The sequence below is a fragment of the Pseudomonas gingeri genome, assembly GCF_013385635.1.
GTDB classification, from domain to species: Bacteria; Pseudomonadota; Gammaproteobacteria; order Pseudomonadales; family Pseudomonadaceae; genus Aquipseudomonas; species Aquipseudomonas gingeri_A.
Genome location: NZ_JACAPR010000034.1, coordinates 39760 through 65581 on the forward strand (window position 1 = coordinate 39760; position 25822 = coordinate 65581).

Annotated in this window: 18 protein-coding genes; 15 read left to right on the plus strand and 3 right to left on the minus strand. The window is 64.6% G+C overall.

Annotation, left to right across the window (positions count from 1 at the left end; translation table 11 throughout):
- The first annotated feature begins 19 nt into the window (after nucleotides 1-19).
- The 7 genes from HX851_RS31670 to HX851_RS31700 all read left to right on the plus strand — a co-directional run bounded on the left by HX851_RS31670 (nucleotide 20) and on the right by HX851_RS31700 (nucleotide 7565).
- Nucleotides 20-433, plus strand: coding sequence for a MarR family winged helix-turn-helix transcriptional regulator (locus HX851_RS31670; RefSeq protein ID WP_218170809.1), 414 nt, complete (start codon nucleotides 20-22; stop codon nucleotides 431-433).
- Nucleotides 430-2514, plus strand: a complete 2085-nt coding sequence (locus tag HX851_RS31675; protein ID WP_177066422.1) for an FUSC family protein — start codon at nucleotides 430-432, stop codon at nucleotides 2512-2514. Before HX851_RS31670 ends, HX851_RS31675 begins: the two co-directional genes overlap by 4 nt.
- The gene (locus HX851_RS31680; RefSeq protein ID WP_177063511.1) at nucleotides 2511-2720 is read left to right on the plus strand and encodes a DUF1656 domain-containing protein; all 210 of its coding nucleotides are present in this window, start codon (nucleotides 2511-2513) and stop codon (nucleotides 2718-2720) included. Before HX851_RS31675 ends, HX851_RS31680 begins: the two co-directional genes overlap by 4 nt.
- Nucleotides 2717-3616, plus strand: coding sequence for an efflux RND transporter periplasmic adaptor subunit (locus tag HX851_RS31685; protein WP_177063512.1), 900 nt, complete (start codon nucleotides 2717-2719; stop codon nucleotides 3614-3616). Before HX851_RS31680 ends, HX851_RS31685 begins: the two co-directional genes overlap by 4 nt.
- The gene (locus HX851_RS31690; protein WP_177063513.1) at nucleotides 3613-5061 is read left to right on the plus strand and encodes an efflux transporter outer membrane subunit; all 1449 of its coding nucleotides are present in this window, start codon (nucleotides 3613-3615) and stop codon (nucleotides 5059-5061) included. Before HX851_RS31685 ends, HX851_RS31690 begins: the two co-directional genes overlap by 4 nt.
- Nucleotides 5062-5161: 100 nt before the next feature.
- On the plus strand, nucleotides 5162-5797 hold the full coding sequence (locus tag HX851_RS31695) for an NADH:ubiquinone oxidoreductase subunit N (RefSeq protein WP_177066421.1): 636 nt from the start codon (nucleotides 5162-5164) through the stop codon (nucleotides 5795-5797).
- A 256-nt stretch (nucleotides 5798-6053) separates the two neighbouring features.
- Nucleotides 6054-7565 carry a YdgA family protein gene (locus HX851_RS31700; RefSeq protein WP_177066418.1) on the plus strand — a complete coding sequence of 504 codons (1512 nt, stop codon included), beginning with the start codon at nucleotides 6054-6056 and terminating at the stop codon, nucleotides 7563-7565.
- A gap of 171 nt (nucleotides 7566-7736) precedes the next feature.
- Here the strand turns inward: HX851_RS31700 and HX851_RS31705 are convergent, their stop codons facing one another.
- The gene (locus HX851_RS31705) at nucleotides 7737-8453 is read right to left on the minus strand and encodes a response regulator transcription factor (protein WP_177063515.1); all 717 of its coding nucleotides are present in this window, start codon (nucleotides 8451-8453) and stop codon (nucleotides 7737-7739) included.
- Between the two features lie 195 nt (nucleotides 8454-8648).
- Here HX851_RS31705 and HX851_RS31710 point away from each other — a divergent pair, with 195 nt between their 5' ends.
- From HX851_RS31710 to HX851_RS31745, 8 genes are all read left to right on the plus strand, one after another.
- The gene (locus HX851_RS31710) at nucleotides 8649-8918 is read left to right on the plus strand and encodes a hypothetical protein (protein ID WP_177063516.1); all 270 of its coding nucleotides are present in this window, start codon (nucleotides 8649-8651) and stop codon (nucleotides 8916-8918) included.
- Between the two features lie 362 nt (nucleotides 8919-9280).
- Entirely contained in the window at nucleotides 9281-10237 is a 957-nt protein-coding gene (locus tag HX851_RS31715) for a FecR family protein (RefSeq protein WP_256737018.1), read from the plus strand.
- Nucleotides 10238-10272: 35 nt separating this feature from the next.
- Entirely contained in the window at nucleotides 10273-12597 is a 2325-nt protein-coding gene (locus HX851_RS31720; RefSeq protein ID WP_177066416.1) for a CHASE2 domain-containing protein, read from the plus strand.
- A 167-nt stretch (nucleotides 12598-12764) separates the two neighbouring features.
- A complete protein-coding gene (pgaA, locus tag HX851_RS31725) occupies nucleotides 12765-15248 on the plus strand; it encodes a poly-beta-1,6 N-acetyl-D-glucosamine export porin PgaA (RefSeq protein ID WP_177066414.1) in 2484 nt (827 codons plus the stop codon).
- Between the two features lie 12 nt (nucleotides 15249-15260).
- Complete coding sequence (pgaB, locus tag HX851_RS31730; RefSeq protein ID WP_177066405.1) at nucleotides 15261-17258, plus strand: poly-beta-1,6-N-acetyl-D-glucosamine N-deacetylase PgaB; 1998 nt, start codon at nucleotides 15261-15263, stop codon at nucleotides 17256-17258.
- Between the two features lie 3 nt (nucleotides 17259-17261).
- Nucleotides 17262-18617: a poly-beta-1,6-N-acetyl-D-glucosamine synthase gene (gene pgaC, locus HX851_RS31735; protein WP_177066403.1), complete on the plus strand. Its 1356-nt coding sequence runs from the start codon at nucleotides 17262-17264 to the stop codon at nucleotides 18615-18617.
- Nucleotides 18614-19126 (plus strand): poly-beta-1,6-N-acetyl-D-glucosamine biosynthesis protein PgaD, encoded by a 513-nt coding sequence (pgaD, locus tag HX851_RS31740; protein ID WP_177066401.1) that lies wholly within the window; start codon nucleotides 18614-18616, stop codon nucleotides 19124-19126. The genes pgaC and pgaD overlap by 4 nt, the downstream gene beginning before the upstream one ends.
- 106 nt (nucleotides 19127-19232) lie before the next feature.
- Nucleotides 19233-24488, plus strand: a complete 5256-nt coding sequence (locus tag HX851_RS31745) for a dermonecrotic toxin domain-containing protein (protein WP_177066399.1) — start codon at nucleotides 19233-19235, stop codon at nucleotides 24486-24488.
- A gap of 24 nt (nucleotides 24489-24512) precedes the next feature.
- On the opposite strand, the gene HX851_RS31750 is transcribed toward HX851_RS31745, so the two are convergent.
- Complete coding sequence (locus HX851_RS31750) at nucleotides 24513-24995, minus strand: DUF6392 family protein (RefSeq protein ID WP_177066398.1); 483 nt, start codon at nucleotides 24993-24995, stop codon at nucleotides 24513-24515.
- Nucleotides 24995-25822 (minus strand): S-type pyocin domain-containing protein (locus HX851_RS31755; RefSeq protein WP_177066396.1); only part of this gene is annotated, 828 nt, incomplete at its 5' end. The genes HX851_RS31750 and HX851_RS31755, both read right to left, overlap by 1 nt.

Sequence of the window (25822 nt, forward strand, 5' to 3'; positions counted from 1 at the left end):
GCAGAACATCAGCACTGGCATGGTGCTCGCTTCGCGTCATTGGCGGCGGGTCTGCCAGACCACGCTGGCCAACTATGGCATCTCCGAAGCCTGCGCCATGCCGTTGCTGATCATCGGGCGCATGGGACCGGGAGTACGCCAGGTCACGGTGGCCCAGGTCGCCGGGATGGAAAGCCCGTCGCTGGTCCGCCTGCTCGATCAACTGTGCAATGCCGGCTACGTGCAGCGCACCGAGGACGCCAGTGATCGCCGCGCCAAGACCCTGGGCCTGACCGAGACCGGCCACGGCCTGTTCCACGATATCGAAACCCAACTGGTGCGCCTGCGTCGCGAGGTGCTGGATGGCATTGCGCCGGCCGATCTGGAAGCGGCACTGCGGGTGATCCGGGCCTTCGAGGCCGCCGGGCAAGCGTCGGGAGTGGCCGATTCTTGAACGGTTTCTGGACAGGCATGCCGCCGGCCCGCGACTGGTTCTACGGCGTGCGCACCTTCGCGGCCTCGATGATCGCGCTGTATATCGCGCTGCTGATGGAACTGCCGCGCCCCTACTGGGCGATGGCGACCGTGTACATCGTGTCCAGCCCCTTTGTCGGCCCCACCAGTTCCAAGGCGCTGTATCGGGCGGTCGGCACGTTCCTCGGCGCCTCGGCGGCGGTGCTGTTCGTGCCGCTGTTCGTGCAGACGCCGTTCCTGCTGGTGGTGGCGGTCGCGCTGTGGACCGGCATCCTGCTGTTTCTCTCGCTGCACCTGCGCACCGCCAACAGCTACGCGCTGATGCTGGCCGGCTACACCATGCCGATGATCGCCCTGCCGGTGGTGGACAATCCGCTGAACGTGTTCGATATCGCCGTGTCGCGGACCGAGGAAATCTTTCTCGGCATCGTCGTCGCCGCCGTGGTCGGCAGCATGTTCTGGCCGCGCCGGCTGGCGCCGGTGTTGCAGGATGCGGCGAAGAAGTGGTTTGGCGACGCCTCGAACTACAGCCTGAAATTCCTTGAGCGCAACGTGCAGGCCGAGGAAGTGAGCAGCCTGCGCTCGGCCATGGTCGCCACCTTCAACAGTCTGGAATTGATGATCGGCCAACTGAGCCACGAAGGCGCGCGGCCACAGACTGTGCGCAACGCCAGGGAACTGCGCGGGCGGATGATCCACCTGCTGCCGGTGGTCGATGCTCTGGACGATGCGCTCTACGCCATGGAACGGCGTACTCCGGAACTGGTGGAGCGCTTCGAGCCGCTGCTCGTCGCCACCCGCGAATGGCTGGAAAGCACCGCCCGGGAAGCGCCGGTCGAACGCTGGCAGGCCCTGCGCGAACAGGTCGAAAGCCTGCAACCGAGCCCGGTCGAGCTGGATGAGCGTCGCCAGTTGCTGTTCTCCAACGCCCTCTATCGCCTTGGCGAGTGGATCGACCTGTGGCAGGACCTGCGCAGCCTGCAATACGCCATCCAGTGCGAAAGCCAGGACAACTGGCGCGCGGTCTATCGCCACTGGCGCCTGAGCCGCCTGACGCCGTTTCTCGACCGCGGCCTGATGCTGTATTCGGCCGGCTCCACGGTCCTGGCGATCATTGTCGCTTCGGTGCTGTGGATCCTGCTCGGCTGGACCGACGGCGCCAGCGCGGTGATTCTCGCGGCGGTGGCCTGCAGCTTCTTCGCGGCGATGGACGACCCGGCGCCGCAGATCTACCGGTTCTTTTTCTGGACCGCGATGTCGGTGATTTTCGCCAGCCTCTACCTCTTCGTGGTGCTGCCCAACCTGCACGATTTTCCGATGCTGGTACTGGCGTTCGCCGTGCCGTTCATCTGCGTCGGCACCCTCACCGTGCAGCCGCGTTTCTACCTGGGCACCTTGCTGACCATCGTCAACACCTCGTCCTTCATCAGCATTTCGGGCGCCTATGACGCGGACTTCCTGAACTTCACCAACGCCAATCTGGCCGGTCCCGTGGGGCTGCTGTTCGCCTTTATCTGGACCCTGGTGGCGCGGCCCTTCGGTGCCGAGTTGGCGGCCAAGCGCCTGACCCGTTTCAGCTGGCGCGACATCGTCAGCCTGACTGAGGCTGCGACCCTGGCCGAGCACCGGCACATGGGCGCGCAGATGCTCGACCGGCTGATGCAGCACCTGCCGCGCCTGGCCATGACCGGCCAGGACACCGGCGCTGCGCTGCGCGAGTTGCGGGTCGCGTTGAATCTGCTCGACCTGCTGGCCTATACCCCGCGCGTGCTGGGGGTGGCCAACGTGCTGCTCAAGCAGGTGGTGGAAGAGGTCGGCGCGTACTTCCGCGCCTGCCTCAAGGCCCGCGAGCGGCTGCCGGCCCCGGCGCCCCTGCTGATGACCCTGGACCGCACGCGCCGGGCCCTGAGCTCCCAGGGCCTGGACGATGGCGAGACCCGCCTGCACCTGCTGCACGCCCTAAGCGGCCTGCGCCTGGCGCTGTTGCCCGGGGTGGAGTTCGTCGACCTCGGCGAGCAGCCGGAGAGCGTGCCGTATGGGATCAATGGAGTGCCTTTATGATCGGTGACGTCGATATCAGCGGGGTGTTCCTGCCCACGCTGCTGGTGCTGATGGGCATTACCTATGCGCTGTACCTGGTGGTGCACGGGCTGTTGACGCGCTGCCACTTCTATCGCCTGGTCTGGCACCGGGCATTGTTCAACGTCGGTCTCTACGCTTTGCTGCTGGGCGTTGTGGATTCGTTCAGTCGATACCTGATGACATGAAAAAACCTATCTTGACCATTGGCCGTGTGGTCCTGACCTTGCTGGTGGTGATCTTCGCCTGCCTCGTGGTCTGGCGCATGGTGATGTACTACATGTTCGCGCCCTGGACCCGGGACGGGCATATCCGTGCCGATATCGTGCAGATCGCTCCGGACGTTTCCGGACTGATCCAGCAGGTGCAGGTGCGCGACAACCAGTTGGTGAGTCGCGGGCAGGTGCTGTTCAGTATCGACCAGGACCGCTTCAAGCTGGCGCTGCGCCAGGCCAGGGCGGCGGTGGCCGACCGCCAGGAAACCCTGGCCCAGGCCCAGCGTGAGAACAAGCGCAACCGTGGCCTCGGCAACCTGGTGGCCGGCGAGCAACTGGAGGAAAGCCAGTCGAAGGTCGCCCGTGCCGAGTCGGCCCTGGCCGAAGCCCAGGTGACGGTGGACGCCGCGCAACTGAACCTCGACCGTTCGGTGATCCGCAGCCCGGTGGACGGCTATGTCAACGACCGCGCGCCGCGTGAGCAGGAGTTCGTCACGGCGGGCCGGCCGGTGCTGTCGGTGGTGGACAGCGGCTCGTTCCATATCGACGGTTATTTCGAGGAAACCAAGCTCGACGGCATCCATGTCGGCCAGAGCGTGGATATTCGCGTGATCGGCGACAAGGCCCGCCTGCGCGGCCGGGTGGAAAGCATCGTCGCCGGGATCGAGGACCGTGACCGCAGCAGCGGCTCGAACCTGCTGCCCAACGTCAACCCGGCGTTCAGCTGGGTGCGCCTGGCCCAGCGGATTCCGGTGCGGATCGCCTTCGTCGATGTGCCGGAAGACTTCCGCATGATCGCCGGACGGACGGCGACCGTTTCGATCATCGATGATGCCGGGGACGCCGCGAAGAAAGAGGCCGCGAAATGAAACCGCTGGTGAAAGTCACCACACTCGGCCTTGGCCTGCTGCTGTCGGCCTGTTCCATCGTCGGCCCTGACTACCATCTGCCGGGCGACTCGGCGATGCAGCGCAAGGACCTGCAGGGCGAGATCGCCGGCAGCGGCGACAATGTCGTCTCGGCGCCGGTACCGACCGACTGGTGGCGCCTGTACCAGGACCCGCGCCTGGATGAACTGGTGCGCCAGGCGCTGGCGTCCAACACCGACCTGCGGGTAGCGGCGGCGAGCCTGTCGCGGGCCCGGGCGCAGGTGGACGAGGCCGAGGCGGCCGGCGGTTTCAGTGCCGGCGTGAAAGCCGGGGCGCAGCGCTTGCAGGAGTCCGGCCAGGCGTTCCTGCTGCCGGAAAAGGTGCCGGTGGCGAATATCGGTGAAATCGCGCTGTCCGCGTCCTATCAGTTCGACCTGTGGGGCACCTTGCAGCGCGGTATCGAGGCGGCCAAGGCCAATGCCGACGCGACCCAGGCGGCGGGCGATGTCGCCCGTATCACTTTGGTGGCGGACGTGGTGCGCTCCTACACCCAGGTCTGCGCGGCGAACGAGGAACGCGAGATTGCCGAGCAGTCCCTCGACCTGCAATCCCAGAGCACCGAGTTGACCAAACGCCTGCGCGACGCCGGGCGCGGCGATGAAACCCAGGTCACCCGTTCCCAGACCCAGTTCAAATCCCTGCGCGCCGAGCTGCCGCGTTATACGGCGGCGCGCCAGGCCGGCTTGTATCGTCTGTCGATGTTGCTGGCCAGGCCGCTGGATCAGCTGCCTGCTGGCGTCGCCGATTGCGCCGCGCTGCCGCATATCGTCCAACTGCTGCCGGTGGGCGACGGTGCCGAGTTGCTCAAGCGCCGTCCGGATATCCGCCAGGCCGAACGCCGGCTGGCGGCGGCGACCGCCGGTATCGGCGTCGCCACGGGCGAGCTGTACCCGAACATCAGCATCGGCGCGACGGTCGGGACGGTCGGTATCCTCAAAGACCTCGGCGACCCGTCGACCAACCGCTGGGGCTTCGGTCCGGCGATCAGTTGGACCGTGCCGACCAACGGCGCGCGGGCGCGGATCCGTGAGGCCGAAGCGACCACCCAGGGTGTCCTGGCGCACTTCGACGGCGTGGTGCTCAACGCTATCCGCGAGACCCAGACCAGCCTGGCCCAGTACACCGCGCAACTCGACCGCCGCGATGCGCTGGCCGATGCCGAGCAGTCGGCCAGCCTCGCGGCGGATCAGACGCACCGCTTCTTCAAGGCCGGTCGCGCCTCGTTCCTCGCCGACCTGCAAGCCACCCGCACCTACACCGATGTGCGCGCGCAACTGGCTTCGGCCAACACCCAGGTAGCGATGAGTCAGATCGATCTGTTCCTGGCACTGGGCGGTGGTTGGGAAAGCGGACGAACGCCACCTGTGGAACACGCGAAACCCTGAGTCCGTTGCTATGCTCTGAACTATCGGCTGGCCGTCGTTGGTTCGGGGCTTCGGGTGAATCCTCACGCGCGGTCGGCGTGGCTTGATGGGGATTCTAATAATGAAAAACCCTTATGCTCCCGGTTTCTGGTGTGCGGTGGTGGCCCTGGTGTTGCTCTCGGCGACGTATTTCTACGGCGTGATGCTCGCCCACCAGATCGACAAGGCACTGGTGTTCCTCGACAGCGCCAGTGCCTTGATTGCCGTGATGTCCATCGTGGTGGTGGCCTGGGCCAGTTACCAGAGCCAGCAGGTGAAGAAGCGCCAGTTATCGCAGAGCAAGACCCTGGTGCTGGTCTGGGACACCAAGGTCGCCCTGCGCCGGGTCGAAACCGTGTTCGACCGCTATTTCTGGGGCAGCTACTGGCAGCCGGGGCGGACCTTCCAGGAAGTCATGGGCGAGCTGACCGGCACGCCCCTGGAAAAAAGCCTCGAAACCCTCAAGAGCCAATGCCTGAAACTCGACCACGAAGTGGCCCACGAAGAGCGCCACTGGCTGAGCAATGCCCGTGAGCTGGCGGACGTGGCCATTGCCATGGCCCGCGAGCGTTATCAACTGGACGTCTGCGACCCGCGCAACGATTCGCCGGATGGTGTGGTGATCAACCGTGATTTCGAGGTGCTGGTCTACACCTGGACGGCACGGCTGAAGACCTTCGACCATCAGCTGGACGAAATGGAGCTGCAGTATTCGTGAGTCGCCAGGCGTGACCCGAACTTAATGGCGGTCCTGGCGTCAATGCAATGTACCCCGGCAGCCTTGCCGGGTGCCTGCGCGTGTTCTTCCTGTGCATTTTGCTGCCTTCGTCACATGCCGATACCGGGGTGACAGGTGCGCCCGTCTTCGTGCAAATGCTACTCTTCGTCCTTTCGGGCGCCGTCGAGCCGAACCCGACCAGGGGTTCAGGGAAGACCAGCATTTTCAACACAACGGACATTGATCGGGTCAATTCATGAATAAATCAGCAGGCGTACTGTTGGGGTTTGTCGTGGTGGTGGGTGCCTTGAGCACCGCTGGCGCGTGGTACACCGGCAATCAGCTGGAAGGGGTGTTGAACACTTCGATCCAGGAAGCCAACGCACAATTGAAGACGGCCCTGAGCAGTGGCGGCGGCAACGCGAGCATCGAGCTGGTGTCGCTGGAGCGCAACCTGTTCACCAGCACCGCCCATTACCGGCTCAAGCTGCAGAACCTGCAGCTCGGTGAAGACAACAAGGACGTCGAGCTGCTGTTCGTCGACCATATCGAACACGGGCCATTGCCGTGGTCGCGCCTCAAGGCGCTGAAGCTGACGCCGGTGATGGTCAACAGCAACTACGAGCTGGAAAAGAACGACGTGACCGCCAAGTGGTTCGACGCCGCCAAGGGCGCCGCGCCGCTCAAGGGCGTGGTTGCGCTGGGCTACAACAACTCGATCGACGGCAACGTCGAACTGATCCCGCTGGACTTCGCGCCGGACGACAAGAGCACGGTGAAGTTCTCCGGGCTGAACCTGAACCTGACCGGCAGCGACCGTGGCGCGAAGATCAAGCTCAACGGCTACATGGACAGCCTGAAGATCGCCGCCCAGTCCGCCGAGGACGGGCCGGTATCGGTCGAGCTGGGTGGCCTGACCCTGGCCAGCGACCTGGCCAAGAGCGACTTCGGTTTCTACCTGGGCGGCAACACCCTGGAACTGAGCAACGCCAAGGTGACCTATGGTGTGAGCCCGGCGACGGTGACGATCAAGGACTTCGAGCAGAAGGACGCCCTGGACGCCACCGGCAATATCCTCGCCGGACGCCTGGCCTACACCATTGGTGATATCGGCTATAACGGCAAATCGGTGGGCAGCGCGCAGATGAGCCTGGCCGCGAAGAACCTCGATATCCCGGCGGTACGCTCCCTGACCCAGACCTACCAGGCCGAGTTGCAGGCCATGCAGCAAGCCGCCGCGCAGGGTGAAGACACCCCGACGATGCCGGCCCTGACCGCCGAGCAGCAACTCAAGGCCCAGGCCGATATCAAGCAACTGCTGGCCGGCAAGCCGCAGATCGCCGTGGAAAACCTGTCGTTCAAGACCGCCAATGGTGAAAGCCGTTTCAGCCTGCTGCTGGACCTGACCAACCCGTCGTCCACGCAGTTGCCGCCGCTGGAGCTGGGCAAGCAACTGATTGCGCAGCTGGACGCCAAGCTGTCGCTGTCCAAGCCGATGATCGCCGATCTTGCCGGCGTGCAGGCGCAGGTCGAGGGCCAGACCGATCCGAAGGCCATCGCGCAGTACGCGTCGATGACCAGTGAAATGGCCGGCACCATGGCGGTGTCCACCGAGATGGCGACCCTCTCGGGCACGGATATCGTCTCCAAGCTGCACTACGCCGCTGGCCAGGTGGATTTCAACGGGCAGAAGATGCCGGTGGAAGACTTCATCGCGCTGATGATGTCCAAGGTCGGTGGCCTGGGCGGCGCTGAAGCCGCCGAGTAAGCACCCGCCATGTGGGAGCGTGCTTGCCCGGGACGCTTTCGTGACCTGTAGGAGCCGAGCTCGCTCGCGAAGCTTTTAGCGATCTCAAGGACGCCATCGCCGGCAAGCCGGCTCCTACAGGCCTTGAGGGCCTCTTCGCGAGCAAGCTCGGCTCCTACAGGTAACGGGCTCCTACGTTTCTGACGTGACACTTTCCAGTCGATAGCCATAACCGTACACGGTCTGCAATTGCCAGCCGCGCTCGGCGGTCAGCCCGAGCTTGTTGCGCAGGCGATAGATATGGGTATCGAGGGGCCGCGAGGACAGTACTTCCTCGTGGGGCCAGAAACGCTCGTAAAGGTACTCGCGCGACAGCGGCCGCCCGAGGTTGGCGAACAGGCAACGGGCCAGGCGGTACTCGCGTTCCGTCAGGCCGATGGGTTGGCCGTCGCGGCTGACCAGCAGTTCGGCATCGTCGAAGCTCAGGTCATTGAAGGTCGCGGTTTCGCCGGCGGCATGACGCTGCACGCCATGCCGGCGCAGCACCGCGTTGATCCGCGCCTTGAGTTCATTGGCCCGAAACGGCTTGCTGACGTAGTCGTCGGCACCACTGCTCAGGGCCAGGACAATATCGTTCTCGGCGTCGCGACTGGTGAGCATGATCGCCGGTGGTGGCGCTTCCATGTGCTCGCGGGTCCAGCGCAGGAGCGCCAGGCCACTGAGATCCGGCAACTGCCAGTCGAGAATCAGCAGGTCGAAGGTTTCGCGGCGTAACTGGCGCAGCAGGTCTTCGCCGCGCTCGAAGCTGTGCACGGTCCAGGGCGGTTCGCCCGCCTGGGCCATCTGCCCCAGGGTCTGCTCGACCCGACGCAGTTCGGCGGGTTCGTCATCGAGTATGGCGACACGCATGGTCTTGTCCTTTCTCCTTGCCTGATAAGCCCGATTCTGACGGATCGGCGTCGGCGAAATCTGAACAATTCTGGCGAATCCCTCAGGCACCCGCGCCGGCTGGTTAGGCTGATATCAAATTGCCGGTGCCTGCTGTGCGGGGCTCGAGTTGCCTGGTTGCAGGGTACCGGTTCGTGGATACAAGGAGAAGGAACAATGGGCAGCCCCCTTCGCGTCATTCGCTGGCAACCCTGGGCGATGGTGTCGGTGATCACCGGGCTGATGCTGTGCCTGGGACTTGGTTTTGCCTTCGGCCTGTTCTACTCGGCCTCGCGTACGGCGACGATCGTCTCCGTACGCCTGTCGATGCCCGCGGCCAGCGACCTGGTCGCGCCCGCTGAGTTGCCGGGCTCGCGCAGCCTGGCGCTGGCGCAGTGGATCAAGGAACGGGCTGTGCGGCAGGAGCAGCAGCGTTGGATATTCTGAAACGGATAATTCCGAGCCGGGCAATTCTGAACAATTCTGGCAGATTGCCCGCCATCGACGGATTTGCCCATACAGTAGCTCCAGTAGCACAGGGGCACTTTGGAGCAAGTCCGACCCACGGACGGGTAGCGATTCGGATCCACACGAATCGTTGTCGAGGGAAGGTTGGGATGCCTTCCCTTGGCCATTTTTTTGTGGCACTCCTTTCATATCAGGACATACAGTGCGGCCTGGTGGTTGCAGGGTGCTGTGGCATGATTGAGAAACCTGGCTCAACGCCGTAGTCCTTATCCCAGCTCCTTGTCCGAGCAACCGAGCCCATGACCGAGCCTTTCTCTTCTTCCTTTCCCCTGCTTCGCGGCATGCCCTTTCGAACAGTAGCCCCGTGGCTGATCGGTGCCGTGATCGGCCTGCTCGGCCTTGGCGTTTCGGCGGCGACCCCCGTGTCGCGCGCGCCCTATCTCGACCGTGAACAGCAATGCCGTCCGCAACCGTTGCCGGCAGTAGTCCTGCACCTCGCCGGTGAGGCCTGGAAGCTCGACGCCAAGGGCCGGGAAAGCCGCCTGGAAGAGGGGATGACGGTCGATGAGCAGGAGGCGGTGCGAACGGCATCCGATGCCTTTGTCAGCCTCGTGCTGGGGGATGGCTCGCGGATCGTCCTGCCGTCCAGCTCGCAGGTCCGCCTGCGCCTGGATGATGTGCTGGCGGTGCCCCAGGTGATCCTCGAACAGGGCCAGGTCGAGTCCTATGTGATCAAGCGCGCCAGCGATCACGACCGTTTCCGCATCCAGACCCCGGTGGGCGTGCTCGGTGTGCGTGGCACTCATTTCCGCACCCGTGGCGAAGACGGCCAGGTGCTGGTCGAAGTGCTGGACGGTCAGGTCGCGGTCAGTCGTATCGCCGCCCCGGCGACGCCTGGCAAGACCGGGCCGCAGCGCCTGCCGGTTGCCGAAGCGGCGGTACCGGTGAATGCCCGGCAGGGCTTGAAGATCCGCAGCAGCGGCGAGCTGAAACCCATCGACCTGCTGCCGGCACCGCGTCTGGTGGGACAGGACGGCCAGCGCGGCGACAAGCCGGTCTGGCAACTGTTTCTCCAGCCGCTGGAGGGTGCCCGGCGCTACCGCGCGCAGGTCGCGACCGACGTCGAATTCCTCAATATCAAGCAGGAACGTTTCTCCAGCACGCCGCAGATCCAGTTCAGCGACTTGCAGGCGGCGTTCTACCACGTGCGCTTGTCGGCATTCGACGAACAGGGACTTGAGGGCCAGACTGGGGTCTACGATATCTACTACTGGCCCAGGACCTTGCATGCCCAATAGCCGCGGTCTTTCACCTGCATGAGCGTTTCGTATCCATGAGGTTCTGGCGGCGGCGCGAGGGACGCGAACCGACGCAGGCGCAACGGCTGTTTCGCGGACTGCTGCGCGAGTGGCTGCTGGTGGGCTTGCTGTTGCTGCCGCTGACCGCCGTGCTGTCCCTGAGCCAGAACCTGGCGTTCAGCCATTTTCTCTATGATCGCCTGAGTCGCTGGAGCCCGCTGCCGGTCGATCCACGGATCCTGCTGGTCACCATCGATGATCGCAGCCTTGAGACCCTGGGCCGCTGGCCCTGGCCCCGCAGCGTGCATGCCGAACTGCTGGATCGGCTGAGCGCGGCGCAGCCTCGGGGGGTGTTGTTCGATGTGATCTTCAGTGAGCCGGAGCGCTCCGGTAATGGTGACGAACGCCTGGCCGAGTCCCTGTGTCGCGCCGGCAACGTGGTCTTGCCGCTGCTGCGCGAAGGTGTACCGCGGTTTGCCACGCCGCTGCGGGAAATCGAGCCGGTCGAAGCGTTGCGCCGTTGTGCCCGGGCGGTCGGGCATATCAACGTCGAGGCGGATAACGACGGCGTGGTGCGTGGGGTATTCCTGCGTGAAGGCCCGGTCGGGCAGCCCCGTGAACAACTGGCCTGGCTGGCCTATCAGATCGCGCTGCCGGCGGGCGGGCGGCCACTGATGCCGGGTACCGCGGATCGCTCCGAGCTCCACGGTTGGCAGCGCCAGAATGCCATCTTGCTGCCCTTTGTCGCCGGTGCCGGCGCCTTTCCCAGCGTGCCCTACAGCAGCGTGTTGCGTGGCGAGGTACCGCCGCAATTGTTGCGTGACCGGCTGATCCTGGTGGGCGCCACCGCGCCGGGCCTGGGCGACCGTTATGTCACGCCGGTCTCCGAACAGGCCGGGACCACCGCCGGGGTGGAAATCCAGGCCAATCTGCTCAATGGCCTGCTGCAGCAACGCAGTATTGTCGAGTTACCGCCATTGGCGGGCATGCTGTTGTCGGTGGCGGCGGTGGCCCTGTTGCTGGGCGGCTTGTTGCTGCGTGCGCGGCACGCCTTGTGGCTGACGCTTGCCTGCATGGTGGCGGTGCTGGCGGGCGCCTGGGGCTTGTTGCGCTTCGGCTTGTGGTGGTCGCCGGCGGCGAGCCTGAGCGGTTTCCTGCTGGCTTACCTGATCTGGAACTGGCGACGCCTGAGCGCGGTGCTGGCCTACTTCGGCTGGGAGCTGGCCCGGCTGAACGACGAACCCGGGGTGCTGCCTGAACGCCGCCGGCCGGTCGTGCCCAGGGGCGATGTCCTGCAAGGTCGCATCGCCGCCCTGGAGCAGGCCCTCGGGCGCACCCGCGATACCCGACGCTTCATGGCCGATGGCCTGGAGTGCCTGCCCGTCGCCACGTTGATCACGGATACTCAAGGTCAGGTGCTGCTCGCCAACCGCAGCGCCCGTGAGCTGCTGGCCCCGGTGTTGGCGGATTCGGTACTGGTGGGCGAAGACTGGCTCGATGTGCTGGCGCGTCTCGGCTTTCCCGGCATGCACGGGCCCGAGCGTCTGGCATTGTCCGAACTGGCCAGTCAGGAGTTTCGCGATAGCCGCCAGCGCACCCTGCACCTGGACCGCGCACCGTTGCTGTCGGCGGAAGATGAAGTCGCCGTCGGTTGGCTGTTCAGCCTGGCGGACCTGAGCCTGGAGCGCGAAGCCGAGCAACAGCGGGCGGCCTTGTTGCGCTTTCTGTCCCATGACCTGCGCGCGCCGCATTCGGCGATCCTCGCGCTGCTGGATGTGCAGCGCGAACAACACCCCGATGCACCGCTGCATCGGCAGATCGAACAACAGGTCCGCCGCGCCCTGGGCCTGACCGAGGCCTTTGTGCACCTGGCCAAGGCCGAGTCGGAGGCCTACCAGTTCCAGCCGGTGCTGTTCGCCATGTTGGTGCTGGATGCCTTCGACCAGGTGGCGCCATTGGCGCAGCTCAAGGGGATCGAACTGCGCCATCGGCTCGACGGGGCCGATGAAAGCCTGGTCCGTGCCGATGCCGCGCTGCTGACCCGGGCGTTGTTCAATCTGCTGGAAAACGCCATCAAGTACAGCCCCTCCGAGACCTGCGTCAGCCTCGACCTGACGGTGGCGGATAACCGGCTGACCTGCCATATCAGCGACCAGGGCCGGGGTATCGGTGCCGCCGAGTTGCCGCGGCTGTTCGAGTCCTACCGGCGTTTTGCCTCGGCCCACGACAGCGAAGGGCTGGGCCTGGGGTTGGCGATGGTCAAGGCGGTGATCGACCGGCATGGCGGGCACATTCGCTGTGAGAGTGTCGAGGGCAAGGGCACGATCTTCACTTTCGCCCTGGCGGTTCTATCCGAATGAGTCGGCTTGCCCCGCCTCGGGCCCACCGTTGCCCGAATAATTATTGCTGTTGATTTTTTGGTCTAACCTTGCGTGAAAGGCTCCAAATCAGATAGCCAATTCGCATCATCCAAGGGTGGCTTTCTGGACGTAGCGGGCTTTAGTTGCCACGTAAGGAAGCTGACGAGATGCCGAGCACCGCGATTCCTTTTGCCCGTGTTGATCGACGCCTGTTCATTCAGGTGGCCCTTTGCAGTCAGTTGCTCTGGAGCGGCCTGGCCTGTGCCGACGCCTCCTATGACCAACTCATCCGTCAGGCCCGTAACGGCGACTACACTCCGGCGCTGAGCCAATTGCGCCAGATGCCCGCCGGGCAACAGACGGCCGGCCAGGTCAGCGACCACTTGCAGATCGCCAGTTGGGCGGGGCTGGACAGTGAGGTGGTGGCGGTCTACGAATCCAGCGGTGTGCACCGTAGCCTGCCGGTTCAGGCGCTGACGGCCACGGCCAGGGCTTATCGCAACCTCAAGCGCTGGGACGACGCCGAACGCCTGTATCGCCTGGCGCTGGCGCGCGAGCCGCAGAATGTCGATGCCCAGCTGGGCCTGGCCGTGACCCAGGCTGACGGCGGTGAGGCGCAAGAGGCCGTGCGCCGCGCCCGCGAACTGGTGGCCAGGCAACCCAACGATCCTGCGCGCCGCCTGGCATTGGGCTATGCGCTGACACGGATCGACGACCGTTATGGCGCGCTGTTCGAGTACGACCAGGCGTTTATCCGCGCCTCGGACAACCCCCAGGTGGTTCGCGAATACCTCTTTGCCCTCGAACGTGCGCGCTTGCCCGAGCCGGCGTTGCGCCTGGCCCGCAGTCATCCGGGGCTGATCGAAGCGTTGCCCCAGGCCCGCCTTGAAGGCGAACTGGCGGCCGAGCGCGTGCGCCTGGCCGAATTCGCCTCGCGCAGCGAAAGCGAACGTTTTGTCGTCGCCGACCGCGCCCTGGCCGACTATGACCAGTTGCTCGGCGCCTGGGCCTCCAATCCCCAGGCGCGGGATGACGTGGTGCGCTGGCGCATCGACCGCATGGGGGCGCTCAAGGCGCGCGCGCGCAGCGCCGATGTGCTGCTCGAATACCAGAAGCTGATCGATGAAGGCGTACGGATTCCCACCTATGCCCTGCGCTGGGTGGCGGCCTCCTATCTCGATGTGCGTCAGCCCGAGACCGCCGCGCAGCTGTATCGCCAGGCGCTGTCGGCACCGGACGCCGACCCCGCCGACCGCGTCGATGACACCTCCGCCCTGTTCTATGCGCTGCTTGAGAGCGACAAGCCGGAAGAGGCCCGCCAGGTCGCGCAGACACTGGCGAAAAACGAAGGGCCGCGGGTCGCTCTCAAGGGATTGCCGCTGGGCAACCCCAGTGATTCGTGGATGGATGCCCAGCAATTGAACGCCCAGGTCGGGCTGTATGACAACGATGTGCCGCAGAGCGAGCAAGGCTTGAATGCCTTGTTCGACCAGGCACCGGGCAACATCGGCTTGCGCGTGGCCCTGGCGCAGATGTACCTGGCCCGTGAATGGCCGCGTCGTGCCGAATACCTGAACAAGGAGACCGAAGGCCAGGCCCCGAGGGATCGCGGCCTGGAGGTGGTCCAGGGCTACACCGCGCTCGATCTGCAGGAATGGCGCCAGCTCGATGCGTTGACCGACGACCTGGTCGAGCGCTTCCCGGAAAATCGCCAGGTACAGCGCCTGCAACGGCTGCGCGATGTCCATGACATGGCGGAGTTGCGGGTCCAGGCCTATACCGGCAAGAGCTTTGGCGGCGGCTCGGACAGCGATCCCGGGGCGGTGACCGGCAGCCGTGACTACGGCCTCGAAACGGTGTTGTACAGCCCGCCGATCAATGAGGACTGGCGGTTGTTCGCCGGTGCCGGCTACGCCTTCGGCAAGTTCACCGAAGGCGATGCCCAGCGTCGCTGGCAGCGCATCGGCGTGGAGCGCCGCACCCGCGACATGACTCTGGAAGCCGAGGTGTCCAACCAGTCTTATGGTGACGGCAGCAAGATCGGCGCGCGCCTGGCCGCCGCCCTGGACATCGACGACCACTGGCAATACGGCGGCAGCCTCGAGCGCCTGGCCGCGGCGACACCGTTGCGTGCCTTGAAGAACGGCATCAGCGCCAACTCCGCGAGCGCGTTCCTGCGCTGGCGGGCCAACGAAAGCCGTGAGTGGAAACTGGCGGTGACGCCTTCGCGTTTCAGCGACGGCAACCGGCGCATCGAAACCGTGCTCACCGGACGCGAAGGTCTCTACAGCGCACCGCATGTGCAAGTGGACCTGGGCCTGGAGGTCAGCACCAGCCACAACACCAAGAGCGAAGACGTCCCGTACTTCAATCCCAAGTCCGATTTCAGTGTGTTGCCGACCGTGAACGTCAATCACATCCTTTACCACCGCTACGAAACCGTATGGAGCCAGCAGTTCCAGGCCGGTGCGGGGAGTTACAGCCAGCGCGATCATTCGACCGGCGCCATGGCCCTGTTGGGCTACGGCCAGCGCGTGACCTGGAACGATGTCTTCGAAGCCGGTGCGCTCGTGAGTTGGCTCAGCCGACCGTACGACGGCGATCGCGAACGCGATCTGCGTCTGACCGTCGACCTTACTTATCGCTTCTAGAAGAGATAGATGATGCCTTTGATCTCGCGTTGCCTGCTTCTCCTGGGAGTGTTGCTGCTCGGCGCCTGCGCCCAGCCTCCCGCGATTTTCACCGCCCCCGCGCAGCGTCCGCTGCCGGCCAATGAGGCACCCTGGCCGAAGAACCAGGTGCTGGGCATCGCCTATCACGATGTCGAGGATCGCGACCCGGACCAGGCCGTGGTGGCCGTGCGCACCGAGCGGTTGCTCGAGCAACTGGCGTGGTTGCGGGAAAACGGCTATCGGCCGGTCAGCGTCGACCAGATCCTGGCGGCGCGCAGCGGCGGTACGGCGCTCCCGCCCAAGGCGGTGCTGTTGAGCTTCGACGACGGCTACGCCAGCTTCTACACCCGGGTGATGCCGGTGTTGCGCAGCTATCGGTGGCCGGCGTTGCTGGCGCCGGTCGGGGCCTGGATCGATACGCCGGCGGATCGGCCGGTGAACTTCGCCGGCGAAATGCGCCCGCGTTCGCAGTTCCTCACCTGGGCCCAGATCAAGGAGATTTCCGCCTCGGGTCTGGTCGAGATCGCCGCCCATACGGATGCCAGCCACCTGGGCATCCTGGCCAATCCGCAAGGCAACCAGCAACCGGCGGCAGCGACGCGGCGCTACGATGCCGCCACCGGCCGCTATGAAAGCGAAGCCGATTTCCAGGCGCGCATACGCGCGGACGTGGTGGCGATCTCGAACAAGATCCGCGCGGTCACCGGCCACGCGCCACGGGTCTGGGTCTGGCCCTACGGGGTGGCTGACGGCACCGCTTTACGGGTGATCGACGACCAGGGCTACAAGCTGGCGCTGACCCTGGATGACGGCCTCGGCAGCGTCGACAGGCTGATGAGCAGCCCGCGTTTCCTGGTGGCCTCGGACCCCGATGGCGAGCACTACGCCAGCAGCCTCGTCGCGGTGCAGGCGCGCTCGCCCAAACGCGTGGTGCATGTCGACCTGGATAACGTCTACGACCCGGATCCGGTCCGCCAGGAAATCAACCTCGACAAGCTGGTCCAGCGCATTTCCGACATCGGTGCCAATACCGTCTTCCTGCAAGCCTTCGCCGACCCCGAAGGCGATGGCCTGGCGCGCTCGCTGTACTTCCCCAACCGGCACCTGCCGGTCCGCGCGGATATCTTCGAGCGTGTCGCCTGGCAATTGCGCACCCGCGCTCATGTCGAGGTCTTCGCCTGGATGCCGGTGCTCAGCTTCGCCCTGGACGCGAAGTTGCCCCGGGTGACGCGCTGGGACCCGGTGAGCGGCCACGCGGCGGCCGATCCCGAGCAGTACCTGCGCCTGTCGCCGTTCGACCCCGAGGTGCGCCGCCAGATCGGTGATATCTACGAAGACCTGGCCCGGCTGACTTCGGTCGACGGCATCCTTTATCACGACGACGCCGTGCTGTCCGACTTCGAGGATGCCGGCCCGCAAGCGCTGCGGATCTACGCGACCAACGGCCTGCCGGGTGCCATCAGTGCCTTGCGCGACGACCCGGCGACCCTTCAGCGCTGGACCCGTTTCAAGAGTCGCTACCTGGTCGATTTCACCCACGAGCTGACCGCCAAGGTGCGCGCCATCCGCGGGCCGCAGGTGCAGACCGCGCGCAATCTGTTCGCCCGTCCGATCATCGATCCCGCCAGCGAAACCTGGTTCGCGCAGAACCTCGATGATTTCCTCGCCAGCTACGACTGGACCGCACCCATGGCCATGCCGTTGATGGAAGGCCAGAGCGAGAGTGCCTCGGGCGACTGGCTGGACAGGTTGGTCGAGCGGATCGCTCAACGCCCCGGCGCTCTGGACCGCACGGTGTTCGAACTGCAGGCCCGGGACTGGCGGCAGAAGCCGGCGACGGATATCTCCGGCGAACAGCTGGCGGACTGGATGGGGCGGATCAAGCGCCAGGGGGCGACCAGCTTCGGTTACTACCCGGACAATTTCCTCGAAGACAGTCCGGACCTGAAAAGCGTACGCCCCGCACTTTCCAACAAGTGGAATCCTTAGATCATGATGGATCGAATCCTGGCACTGATCGTCCTGGCGCTCGTCCTGGGGTTTCCCCTGGGCGTGATTTTCCTGGTCACCGGGCAATTCCTGATGGACTTCGTGTTCTTCTACCCGTTGTTCATGTCGGGCTTGTGGATGGCCGGCGGCCTGTACTTCTGGCTGCACTGGGAGCGACGCTGGCCCTGGGAAGCCGACACCCTGCCGCCGCCGTTGGCCGGCGAACCGCTGATCTCGATCCTGATCCCTTGCTTCAACGAAGGTGACAATGTCGGCGAGACCATCGAGGCGGCGCTGGCCCAGCACTATCCGAATATCGAAGTGATCGCCATCAATGACGGCTCCAGCGACAACACCGGCCAGTTGCTCGATGGCCTGGCGCAGCAGGACCCGCGCCTGCGGGTGATCCACCTGGCGCAGAACCAGGGCAAGGCGGTGGCCCTGAGCATGGGCGCGGTGGCGGCCCGCAGCGAGTACCTGGTGTGTATCGACGGCGATGCCCTGCTGGCGCCGCACACGGCCGCCTACCTGGTGGCGCCGCTGCTGCAGAACGCCCGTCTGGGCGCGGTCACCGGCAACCCACGGATCCGTACCCGCTCGACCCTGGTCGGCCGGGTGCAGGTCGGTGAGTTTTCCTCGATCATCGGTTTGATCAAGCGCACGCAGCGGGTCTTCGGGCGGATTTTCACCGTCTCCGGCGTGGTCTGCGCCTTCCGTCGTACCGCGCTGGACCGGGTGGGCTACTGGAGCCCGGACATGATCACCGAAGACATCGACATCAGCTGGAAGCTGCAGCTGGATCACTGGAGCGTCTTCTACGAACCCCGGGCGCTGTGCTGGATCCTCATGCCGGAAACCCTGCGCGGGCTGTGGAAACAGCGGCTGCGCTGGGCCCAGGGCGGCGCGGAGGTGTTGTTCAAGAATATCCGTGGCATCTGGCAATGGCGCCACCGTTACCTGTGGCCGCTGCTGTTCGAATACTGCCTGTCGACCGGCTGGGCGTTTACCTTCCTGCTGTCGATCATCTTCTATTTCATGGGCCTGTTTATCGAGATGCCGGCCTCGATCGCCGTGCATCGCATCTTGCCGCCGGCTTTCACCGGGCTGTTGCTGGCGATGGTCTGCCTCGGGCAGTTCGCGGTCAGCGTATTGATTGACCGCCGGTATGAACGGGACTTGTGGAAAATCATGTTCTGGGTGGTCTGGTATCCACTCGTGTTCTGGTTGATCAGCTTCTTCACCACCCTGGTCAGCTTTCCCCGGGTGCTGTTCGGTCAGGATGGCAAGCGGGCCCGCTGGGTCAGTCCGGACCGGGGGATCCAGCCTGTCGACGATGACAAGCAGAAGGTGCGCTCATGAAAATCATCAGAACCCGCCAGCGGCCTTTCATGGCGATCGTCGACGCGGTGTTGACCCTGCTGGCCTGGATCGGCCTGTTGTACCTGCTGATCCAGGGCCTGTGGCCGTTGCTTGACGGGCATGCCGGGCCACGCATCGACATTTCCTTCTTCGATGCCCTCAATACCTTGCAGATCTATCTCTGGATCGGCCTGTTGAATGCGGCGCTGCTGATTGCCTGGGCGCGTTATCAGCAGCGCAAGAGCCGCAGCTATTCCCAGCGTCGCCTGCCGGCACCCGTGGTCGGGGACGAGGGGCTCAGTCGCAGCTTCAAGTTGAGCGACGACAACTTCGCCCGGATGCGCCAGTCGGCGACGATGATCGTGCACAACGACGAGTACGGTGGCGTCAGCGAAGTGATCACCCACCTGTACCGTGTCGAGCCGGATGAGCAGCCGCAGCCGCTGGCACCACCGGCCCATCCCCGGGTGATTCGCCTGCCCTCGGACGATGACGGCAAGGCCGGCTGAAACCCTTTCAGGCCCGACTTGCGCTGGGTCGTTAATTATCTAGTGCCTGGGCATGCCGGGTTGAGCTCTAGGCTCTCCCCTTTTTCCATGGAAAAGGGGAATGCGCATGAACACGGTTTTGCAGGAGCCGGCCAACGGAGTTGAAACACCGCTCCTGTCCGCCCCAGAGGCGGCACTGGAGCACTTCGGCAGCAAACTCGCCGAGCGTATCGCTACCGCGAAACACCCCAGCCTGTTGCTCAACCGGCTCCAGGCGGCGTTGGTGCGCGGGCTCGACAGCCAGCGCCGGCTCAAGCAGCTTTTCGAGCGGGCACCACGGATCGGTGATGTGCTCCAGCAGTTACTGACCGAAGCCTTCGGCCACGATCCGCACCTCCTCCTGTTCATCCCGCCGCTGCGTTGTGGCGACGGGCAGATGGCGCGGACGCTTGCCCAGGTCGCCATGTCGCTGCTGCGCAATCCGTTCCTGTCCCTGGGCTCGGGCCTTGGCGTGCGCCTGGGCCTGGTTGGCGAGCCGGACCATGCCCCGCAACTGGACCCCGGGCAAGTGCTGGCGCGCTTGAAATCCCTGGGGCTGTCCTCACGAATCGATACGGCCTTGCGCGACTATTGGGAGCAACCGGCTTACGGCAGCAACGTCTCGCGCCGGGATCGGCTGATCGAACTGCACAAGCTGCTGTTCCACGACAAGGCCCTGTTGACGTATGGCCTCGGCGGTTTGTCGGTTGGCGCATTCAATATGCTGATGGGCCTGCTGGATGCCCCGACCCACGAAGCGCGGGCGCTGGCGGGCGGCCGCTGGGCGCGTCTCTCGGTGTCGGAACTGGTCTGGTCGGGAGAGGGCGAGGCGACACTGGCGTTGAGCGGTAGCCTGCACCTTTACGGGACCGGGAGTGCCCAGCGGGGCAGGCAGGTGGTCTTCGTACCTGGTGGGCCCGTGGAGTTCTTCGAGTTTGCCAATCCTGCTGAAATGCACCGCCGACTTCCGGAACTGCTCGACGCTGCGGGCAATTATCGGCTCTGGCAACTGCTCGCCTTGCAGGCGCGCCATCGGCTGTTTCCTCAAGGCACTCGGCCGGCCCTGCCTTACCTTTTCCAGGACTGCGCGGCGCTCACCGGCGATGCCTTTGCCCACAGTGCCCTGAGCCGGCTGGACACCCAGCTGGCCAACGAATGGGCCGCCGCCTTGCTGCTCAATACCGCGTACATGCTGCCCGAGGGTTTGGCCGACGCGTCGCGCCTGACACCGTTGCAGGCGGTGGAGGCCATGCAGGAATCGCGTCTCGCGCTGGCGGGCCTGCCCGCGGTAAGGATGCCGCTCGCGCGACTGCTGCGCCGCGATGAACACCGGCGGATGCTGGAGATCACCTTCGGCAGCCTGGCCGAGGACCTGCCGGTGCGCCTGCGCCAGAGCAAGATCCGCCAGCAGGAGCGCGGCCTGTTCAAGCTGCTCGATGAGCGGGACCCGGGGCACGACAGCCCGGCCTACAACGAGTTGCTCGCGTTCCACGATCGCTGGCGACAACAGGCGAGCGATCTCCAGGCGTTGGTTCAGGACCGCGAGGCTTACACCCGGGCCGGGTTGTGGAGTGCCAGGGACGAAGAGGGAAACGATCTTGCCGGCAAATTGCTCAAGGGTCGCTGCCAGGCTCTTTTGTACGAAGCACGGATGCAGCATCAACTCGGCCTGATCGAGCCTGAGGAACTGGAGCGGATCCTCGATGTGCTGCCGCCACCACCACTGGCGCAGGCGTGTGCCGCCAGTGATACACAAATCGCCCATATCGTTGTGGGGCCCGAGGGTTCTCGCTGGCCGCTGGCGGGAGCCTGTGTCATCAGCACCCGCCAAGCCCTGGCGGATCGGCGCGTGGGCACCTCGGCGCTGTTGTTCGTGCCGGGGCGGCAGGGCGGGCTGCAACGCTTCATCAGCCTGGACAGCCTCGCGCAACGGCTGGGCCTCACCTTGCTCAGCCCGGAATGCGACAGCCTCTGGTCGTTGATTGCCCGCGACCAGCGTGGCGAAGCGCACCGCTGGGTGCGCGGCCGGCCGGCCGGCGAGCGCCTACCCGTCCATTACCAGCCCATTGAAGCGAGTGCCCTGCGGCAGGGTTTGCAGCAGCAGATCGATGACCATCTGCGGGTCTGCCGGGCGGTCGAAGGCGGCCTGCGGCCTTTCTCGGAAATCGCCGATGCGCCGGCTTCCCTGCAACTGCTGGCCGATGAACTGGCAGAGAACCTTGGCGTTCCCGCTCATGACGCCCGTGAACGGGCGCTGGACAATCTGGCTGCCCTGCGACTCGGTGCGGTACAGGCGCAAGGGCTGCCGTCCTGGTTGAGCGAGGCCTCCCGATCGCTGCGCCGGCAGTACGCGCGGTTGCTGGCGCGCTACCAGAAAAGCGGGCAGGCGCTGGAGCTGAAGCTGGAACGACAACTGCCGGACCTGGACGACTTTGCCCGTGGGAAGCTCATCGAGCGGCTCAGGCTGGACGGTTTGTACCCGGGGCTGGAGATCGACAAACCCTTGTTCGATCTTCCCGACAGTGTCGAGCGGGTGTGGGCCGGTCACCCTGAGCGCGCGGTGGGCGAGTCGGGTCCGAAGACCGTGGTCAGCGATACGCGGCAGACCTACAGCTTCTTGCGCCTGGCCCTGGAAAACCTCGATCCGCAAGTCCTGGGCACCAGGCGACGGCTGCAGCACGGGCGAGTCCTCGACCGCACCTGGCAGCAGCGCCTGACGCCCGACTACCTGATCGCGACGATTTCCGCCCTCGACCTTGGCGGCCAGTACGACCGCCTGATCCAGCGGGCGTTCTACGGCGTGGAGGATCCCCGGCTCGAACAGATCAAGGCATTCGACCGGGCGCTGTTGTACCGGGTGGTCCGGCAACGCGCCGCGATGGAGTTGTTCAGCGCCCGGCAACAGGGGCTTGGCGACTGGGCCGCGCAAGCCTTCGAGGTGGCGCTGAACGCCGAGTTCTCCGTGGACTTGCGCACCGCGCGCCTGGAGCTTGAACTGCACCTCGTCACCTTCGCCGGCCGCGCGTTTGCCCGGGCGCGGCATGTGGGCAACGCGGTGGCGATCCATGACAGGGTGTCCGGGAAAACCCTGGTCTACCTGCCGGGGGCTCCCCATGACCAGGTGCTGACCGAACACGCCGACCTGGCAGCGGCGCAACGGGCACTGGTGAATATCGAACAGGCCTCGCGGCGGGTGGCGGATATCGTGCAGCGACTGGCGGCGGGCTGGGACAGGGAGGTGGTCGAGGGTTATCCGCTGGCGCAGGAGTCGTGCCCGATGCGCCCGGCTCAGCTGCGAGGGGATGGAGCGGCATCGGTGCTGCCGTCCCCGGCTGTCGATTCGGTTGCCACGGTCAAGCCCACTTCGCTGTTCAAGGTTATCAGGAACTGGTGGACCAGCGAGCCGGAGCAAGCGGTGCCGGATGCCACCACACTGGAACAGGAGGTACGGCGCGAGATCGCGGAAAACCCCGGGCAGTGGCTGCGGTTGGTGAAAACCACGCGCTGCGATCTGTCGCTGATCCTCGCCCATGCCTTCGTCCTGCGGGCACAACAACGTGCCCGGTCGGTCTCGAACTCCGCCCGGCAGTTGGCGCAGTTGCGTGAATTGCGTGAACACGAACAGCGCTCGGCCTTCTGGCGTCGAGTGTTGTCGGTGGTGCCGGTGGTCAGTATCGCGGTCAATGCCTACGAGACGGCCGTGGCCTTGCGCCAATTCCACCGTAGCGGTGACCCGCGCGATGCTTTCGAACTGTTCAAGGCGGCCCACATGACGTTGGTCGATGCGGCCCTGACGTTCTTTCCCGCCGGCCTGGCCACTCGGCCGGCAAGGGCCGGGCACGGGATCTGGCTGCGCACGGCGCTGAAGTCTCTTACCCAGCGGCAGGCCCTTTCCCACAAGGGCGCGATGGCCCTGAAAAAACTCGACCGAGCTGCCCGGCCCAGGCCGATGCTACCGGGCTATGAAGCGAAGGTCGCCGCGGACGACGCGGTGGTCCTGCATGGCCCGACCCATGCCGGCAGTTACGTGAAAAACGGCGTGCAGTTCATCTCGGACGGCAAACAGCACTACGAGGTCTACCAGCCCAAGGGCGAAAGTGCCTTGCGCCTGAAGAAAACCGCCGCGCAGGAAAATGAACTGATCCTGCATATCCGCGAGCCGGGTGAGTACCTGCTGCGCGCCGATGCGCCCGAGCCCCTGCCAGGCCCCAGCCGTGCGATGTGGCAACCCTGGGAGACGCCTGTACCGCCGCCGGCTGCCGATGCACCCGTGCCGCAACTGGACTGGATGAGCCGTCGACCGGCCTTGCTGCCCGCGGATTGGAAAACGCGGGGATTGCTCCTGGAAAACGAACAGGTCGTGGAAGTGTCGGCAAGCCGGGGGATCTATACGAGGCGGGGTGCCGATCAGGTTCGCTTGTTGAAACTGGACGGGCGCTATTTTGAACTGCTGCCCGATGGTTTCCAGATTCACCCCGATATCGTCTTTCTGAAGCGCCCCGGCTCGTTGGCCGGTCTGGCCCGGACCGACCTCCACCACTGGTGGAGCAACCTGGACGAGCAGCCGGTACCGGCCACGTTCGATCAGCGCAGCCAGACCTGGACAGTACGTGCCGCCCTGTTCGGCGAGCCCCTGGAACGGTCCCTGGCGCAGCCTCTTGATGGCATGACATCGGCCAGCCTGCACCGGACGGCCAACCGCTTGATCGAGCGCAGCGATGTGGCCAACAGGTCGGTCACGGCGGGCCGGATGGTCGCGCTCAAGCGCACGCAGGAAGCCTGGAGTTCGCGGGGTGTACACATGGATGTACTGTTGCGCGAACTTGATGCCCAGCCCCTGACGCGGGCTCGTTTCACCATCGGTCGCGCGAACGCTACAACAGGCTTTTCCCGGTTGGACTTTGATACGCCCCAGGCCGTCGACCCGCGGCTTTTCGACACCAGGGGGCAGGCCCGTATTTCCGACCTGGCCGTGAACAGCGAAAGTGCCGTCACCACCGTCCTGCGCCGTCATGGCTTTATCGTGAGCGAGATTCCGAAATCCCAGTCCTTCAATACGGTCAACCTGTTCTGTACCCATCCGGGCTCGGACCACCTCTACTACATCATGCTCAAATGGACCGACAAGCGCGTGGTGCACATGACCCGCTACAAAGGGGGGCCGCGGCAGTTGACGGACGACTGGTTCAACCGGCACTTCGACCTGAGGCCCCTGGGCCAGCGCGCGGTGCTCAAGCCGGTCAAGGAGGCCCTGAACCAGGGACGCCTGGTGAAGATCATCGCGGGCTTGCAACGCTCGGCGGATACCGGGTTGGTCACGGTGTTTTTTGTGAGGGCGGTTTAGGGGAGGGCCCCGGCTAAGGAAGACTCAGTCGTGGCCCCTATCGATCAAGGCGAAGGCGAGCGTTTTAACCCTCAGGTCAGCGGTGTAGCTAAAACCGACACGGGCATTGGGGTGGATACACTCCTGAAGGCGATAGGCGTCCCATCCGCCGGATATCTGTCCACCACTACCAGGAATTTTGGCTGCACCTTTGGATTGCATCGGTTCGCCAAAGAGAGCATGCACACTCGCTTTATTCATCTTGGGCGAGAAAGGTGAGGGAAGCCCAGCGGTGTAAATGGTTTGACCATCCACGGTTTGAATCAGTGTGATGATGATTTTTTCCAGGCGTCTTGTCTCAGACCAGAACCACAGGCTTATCCCCGAGGTAGGGTTCTGAATCAACTCATCGTCCCCTTTAAACAACTGAGTCAGTGGCTGACTGGATGAAATCACTCCACCAGCCACCAACTCTTCGTAGGTACAGCCAAGACTTTCAGTCCAACGGTTGATCGTAGCGGCGTCCATCAGTACCAACCTTGTTCTTGGTTAAGTTTGTGTAAATCGGCGCGTGCGGCTTCAAGCTCCGTGTCGGAGAAACCTTCCTCCAACAGATAAGGTTTGACGGTATTGAAGTTGCTGTCCACTGCTGCACGCAAATCGATGGCATCCTGGATTTGCTTGGCCTTATTGTTCCGCCCTCCATAAGTCTCGCTACGCTTTCGATGTACGTGGGAGGGAATAGCAAGGCTGCCGCCACTCTTCAGAAATTGTTCAATTTCCTTGTCACTGATGTCTGGAAAGTCAGCTCGGAGATAATGCTTTAGGGTTGCTTGCGAAGGCATATGGTCCACTTCCAAACCATTGCGCAACCTCCCGGCGAACGATCCATAAGTACCCACTTCCAGCGGTTGCAATGCCGGCTTGGCAAACACCAGATACAACGGCGGCACGCCGGAGTCGGCCGGGAACGTGATGATCGTGTCCTGCCAGGTGAAATTTTTCTCATCATGTCCGGGGTAGTGGGTAATCCGTGTTTCCTGCCCCACCGGGATGGGATGAACCAGCACATTCTCGAGCCTGTCAGGCGTGATGAGATAAGGAGAGGGTGTGTTGACTACCGGGCCATTGTTCGGTGTCCAGGTGATGTTGATGCCATCCAGCTCGGCGACCATGGCGCTCTTGCCGGCATTCCATCGGGCCTTGGTGACAGGCACGCGGTCCGTGCCGCTGTCAGGGCGGGTGTGCAGGCCGTAGATCTGCATGTTTCCCGCCGCATCGCGACGAAACTGAAAGCGCACCCGCGTGCTGGCCGAACGCATGCTGGCGAGTTGTTCCGGGCTGTAGAGCGTCGA

Excerpts from the sequence above, each read along its gene's own strand:
- HX851_RS31670 (WP_218170809.1), top strand. The coding sequence starts at position 20 with ATGGTGCTCGCTTCGCGTCATTGGCGGCGGGTCTGCCAGACCACGCTG.
- HX851_RS31680 (WP_177063511.1), top strand. The coding sequence starts at position 2,511 with ATGATCGGTGACGTCGATATCAGCGGGGTGTTCCTGCCCACGCTGCTG.
- HX851_RS31685 (WP_177063512.1), top strand. The coding sequence starts at position 2,717 with ATGAAAAAACCTATCTTGACCATTGGCCGTGTGGTCCTGACCTTGCTG.
- HX851_RS31690 (WP_177063513.1), top strand. The coding sequence starts at position 3,613 with ATGAAACCGCTGGTGAAAGTCACCACACTCGGCCTTGGCCTGCTGCTG.
- HX851_RS31695 (WP_177066421.1), top strand. The coding sequence starts at position 5,162 with ATGAAAAACCCTTATGCTCCCGGTTTCTGGTGTGCGGTGGTGGCCCTG.
- HX851_RS31700 (WP_177066418.1), top strand. The coding sequence starts at position 6,054 with ATGAATAAATCAGCAGGCGTACTGTTGGGGTTTGTCGTGGTGGTGGGT.
- HX851_RS31705 (WP_177063515.1), bottom strand. The coding sequence starts at position 8,453 with ATGCGTGTCGCCATACTCGATGACGAACCCGCCGAACTGCGTCGGGTC.
- HX851_RS31710 (WP_177063516.1), top strand. The coding sequence starts at position 8,649 with ATGGGCAGCCCCCTTCGCGTCATTCGCTGGCAACCCTGGGCGATGGTG.
- HX851_RS31715 (WP_256737018.1), top strand. The coding sequence starts at position 9,281 with ATGCCCTTTCGAACAGTAGCCCCGTGGCTGATCGGTGCCGTGATCGGC.
- HX851_RS31720 (WP_177066416.1), top strand. The coding sequence starts at position 10,273 with ATGAGGTTCTGGCGGCGGCGCGAGGGACGCGAACCGACGCAGGCGCAA.
- pgaA (WP_177066414.1), top strand. The coding sequence starts at position 12,765 with ATGCCGAGCACCGCGATTCCTTTTGCCCGTGTTGATCGACGCCTGTTC.
- pgaB (WP_177066405.1), top strand. The coding sequence starts at position 15,261 with ATGCCTTTGATCTCGCGTTGCCTGCTTCTCCTGGGAGTGTTGCTGCTC.
- pgaC (WP_177066403.1), top strand. The coding sequence starts at position 17,262 with ATGATGGATCGAATCCTGGCACTGATCGTCCTGGCGCTCGTCCTGGGG.
- pgaD (WP_177066401.1), top strand. The coding sequence starts at position 18,614 with ATGAAAATCATCAGAACCCGCCAGCGGCCTTTCATGGCGATCGTCGAC.
- HX851_RS31745 (WP_177066399.1), top strand. The coding sequence starts at position 19,233 with ATGAACACGGTTTTGCAGGAGCCGGCCAACGGAGTTGAAACACCGCTC.
- HX851_RS31750 (WP_177066398.1), bottom strand. The coding sequence starts at position 24,995 with ATGGACGCCGCTACGATCAACCGTTGGACTGAAAGTCTTGGCTGTACC.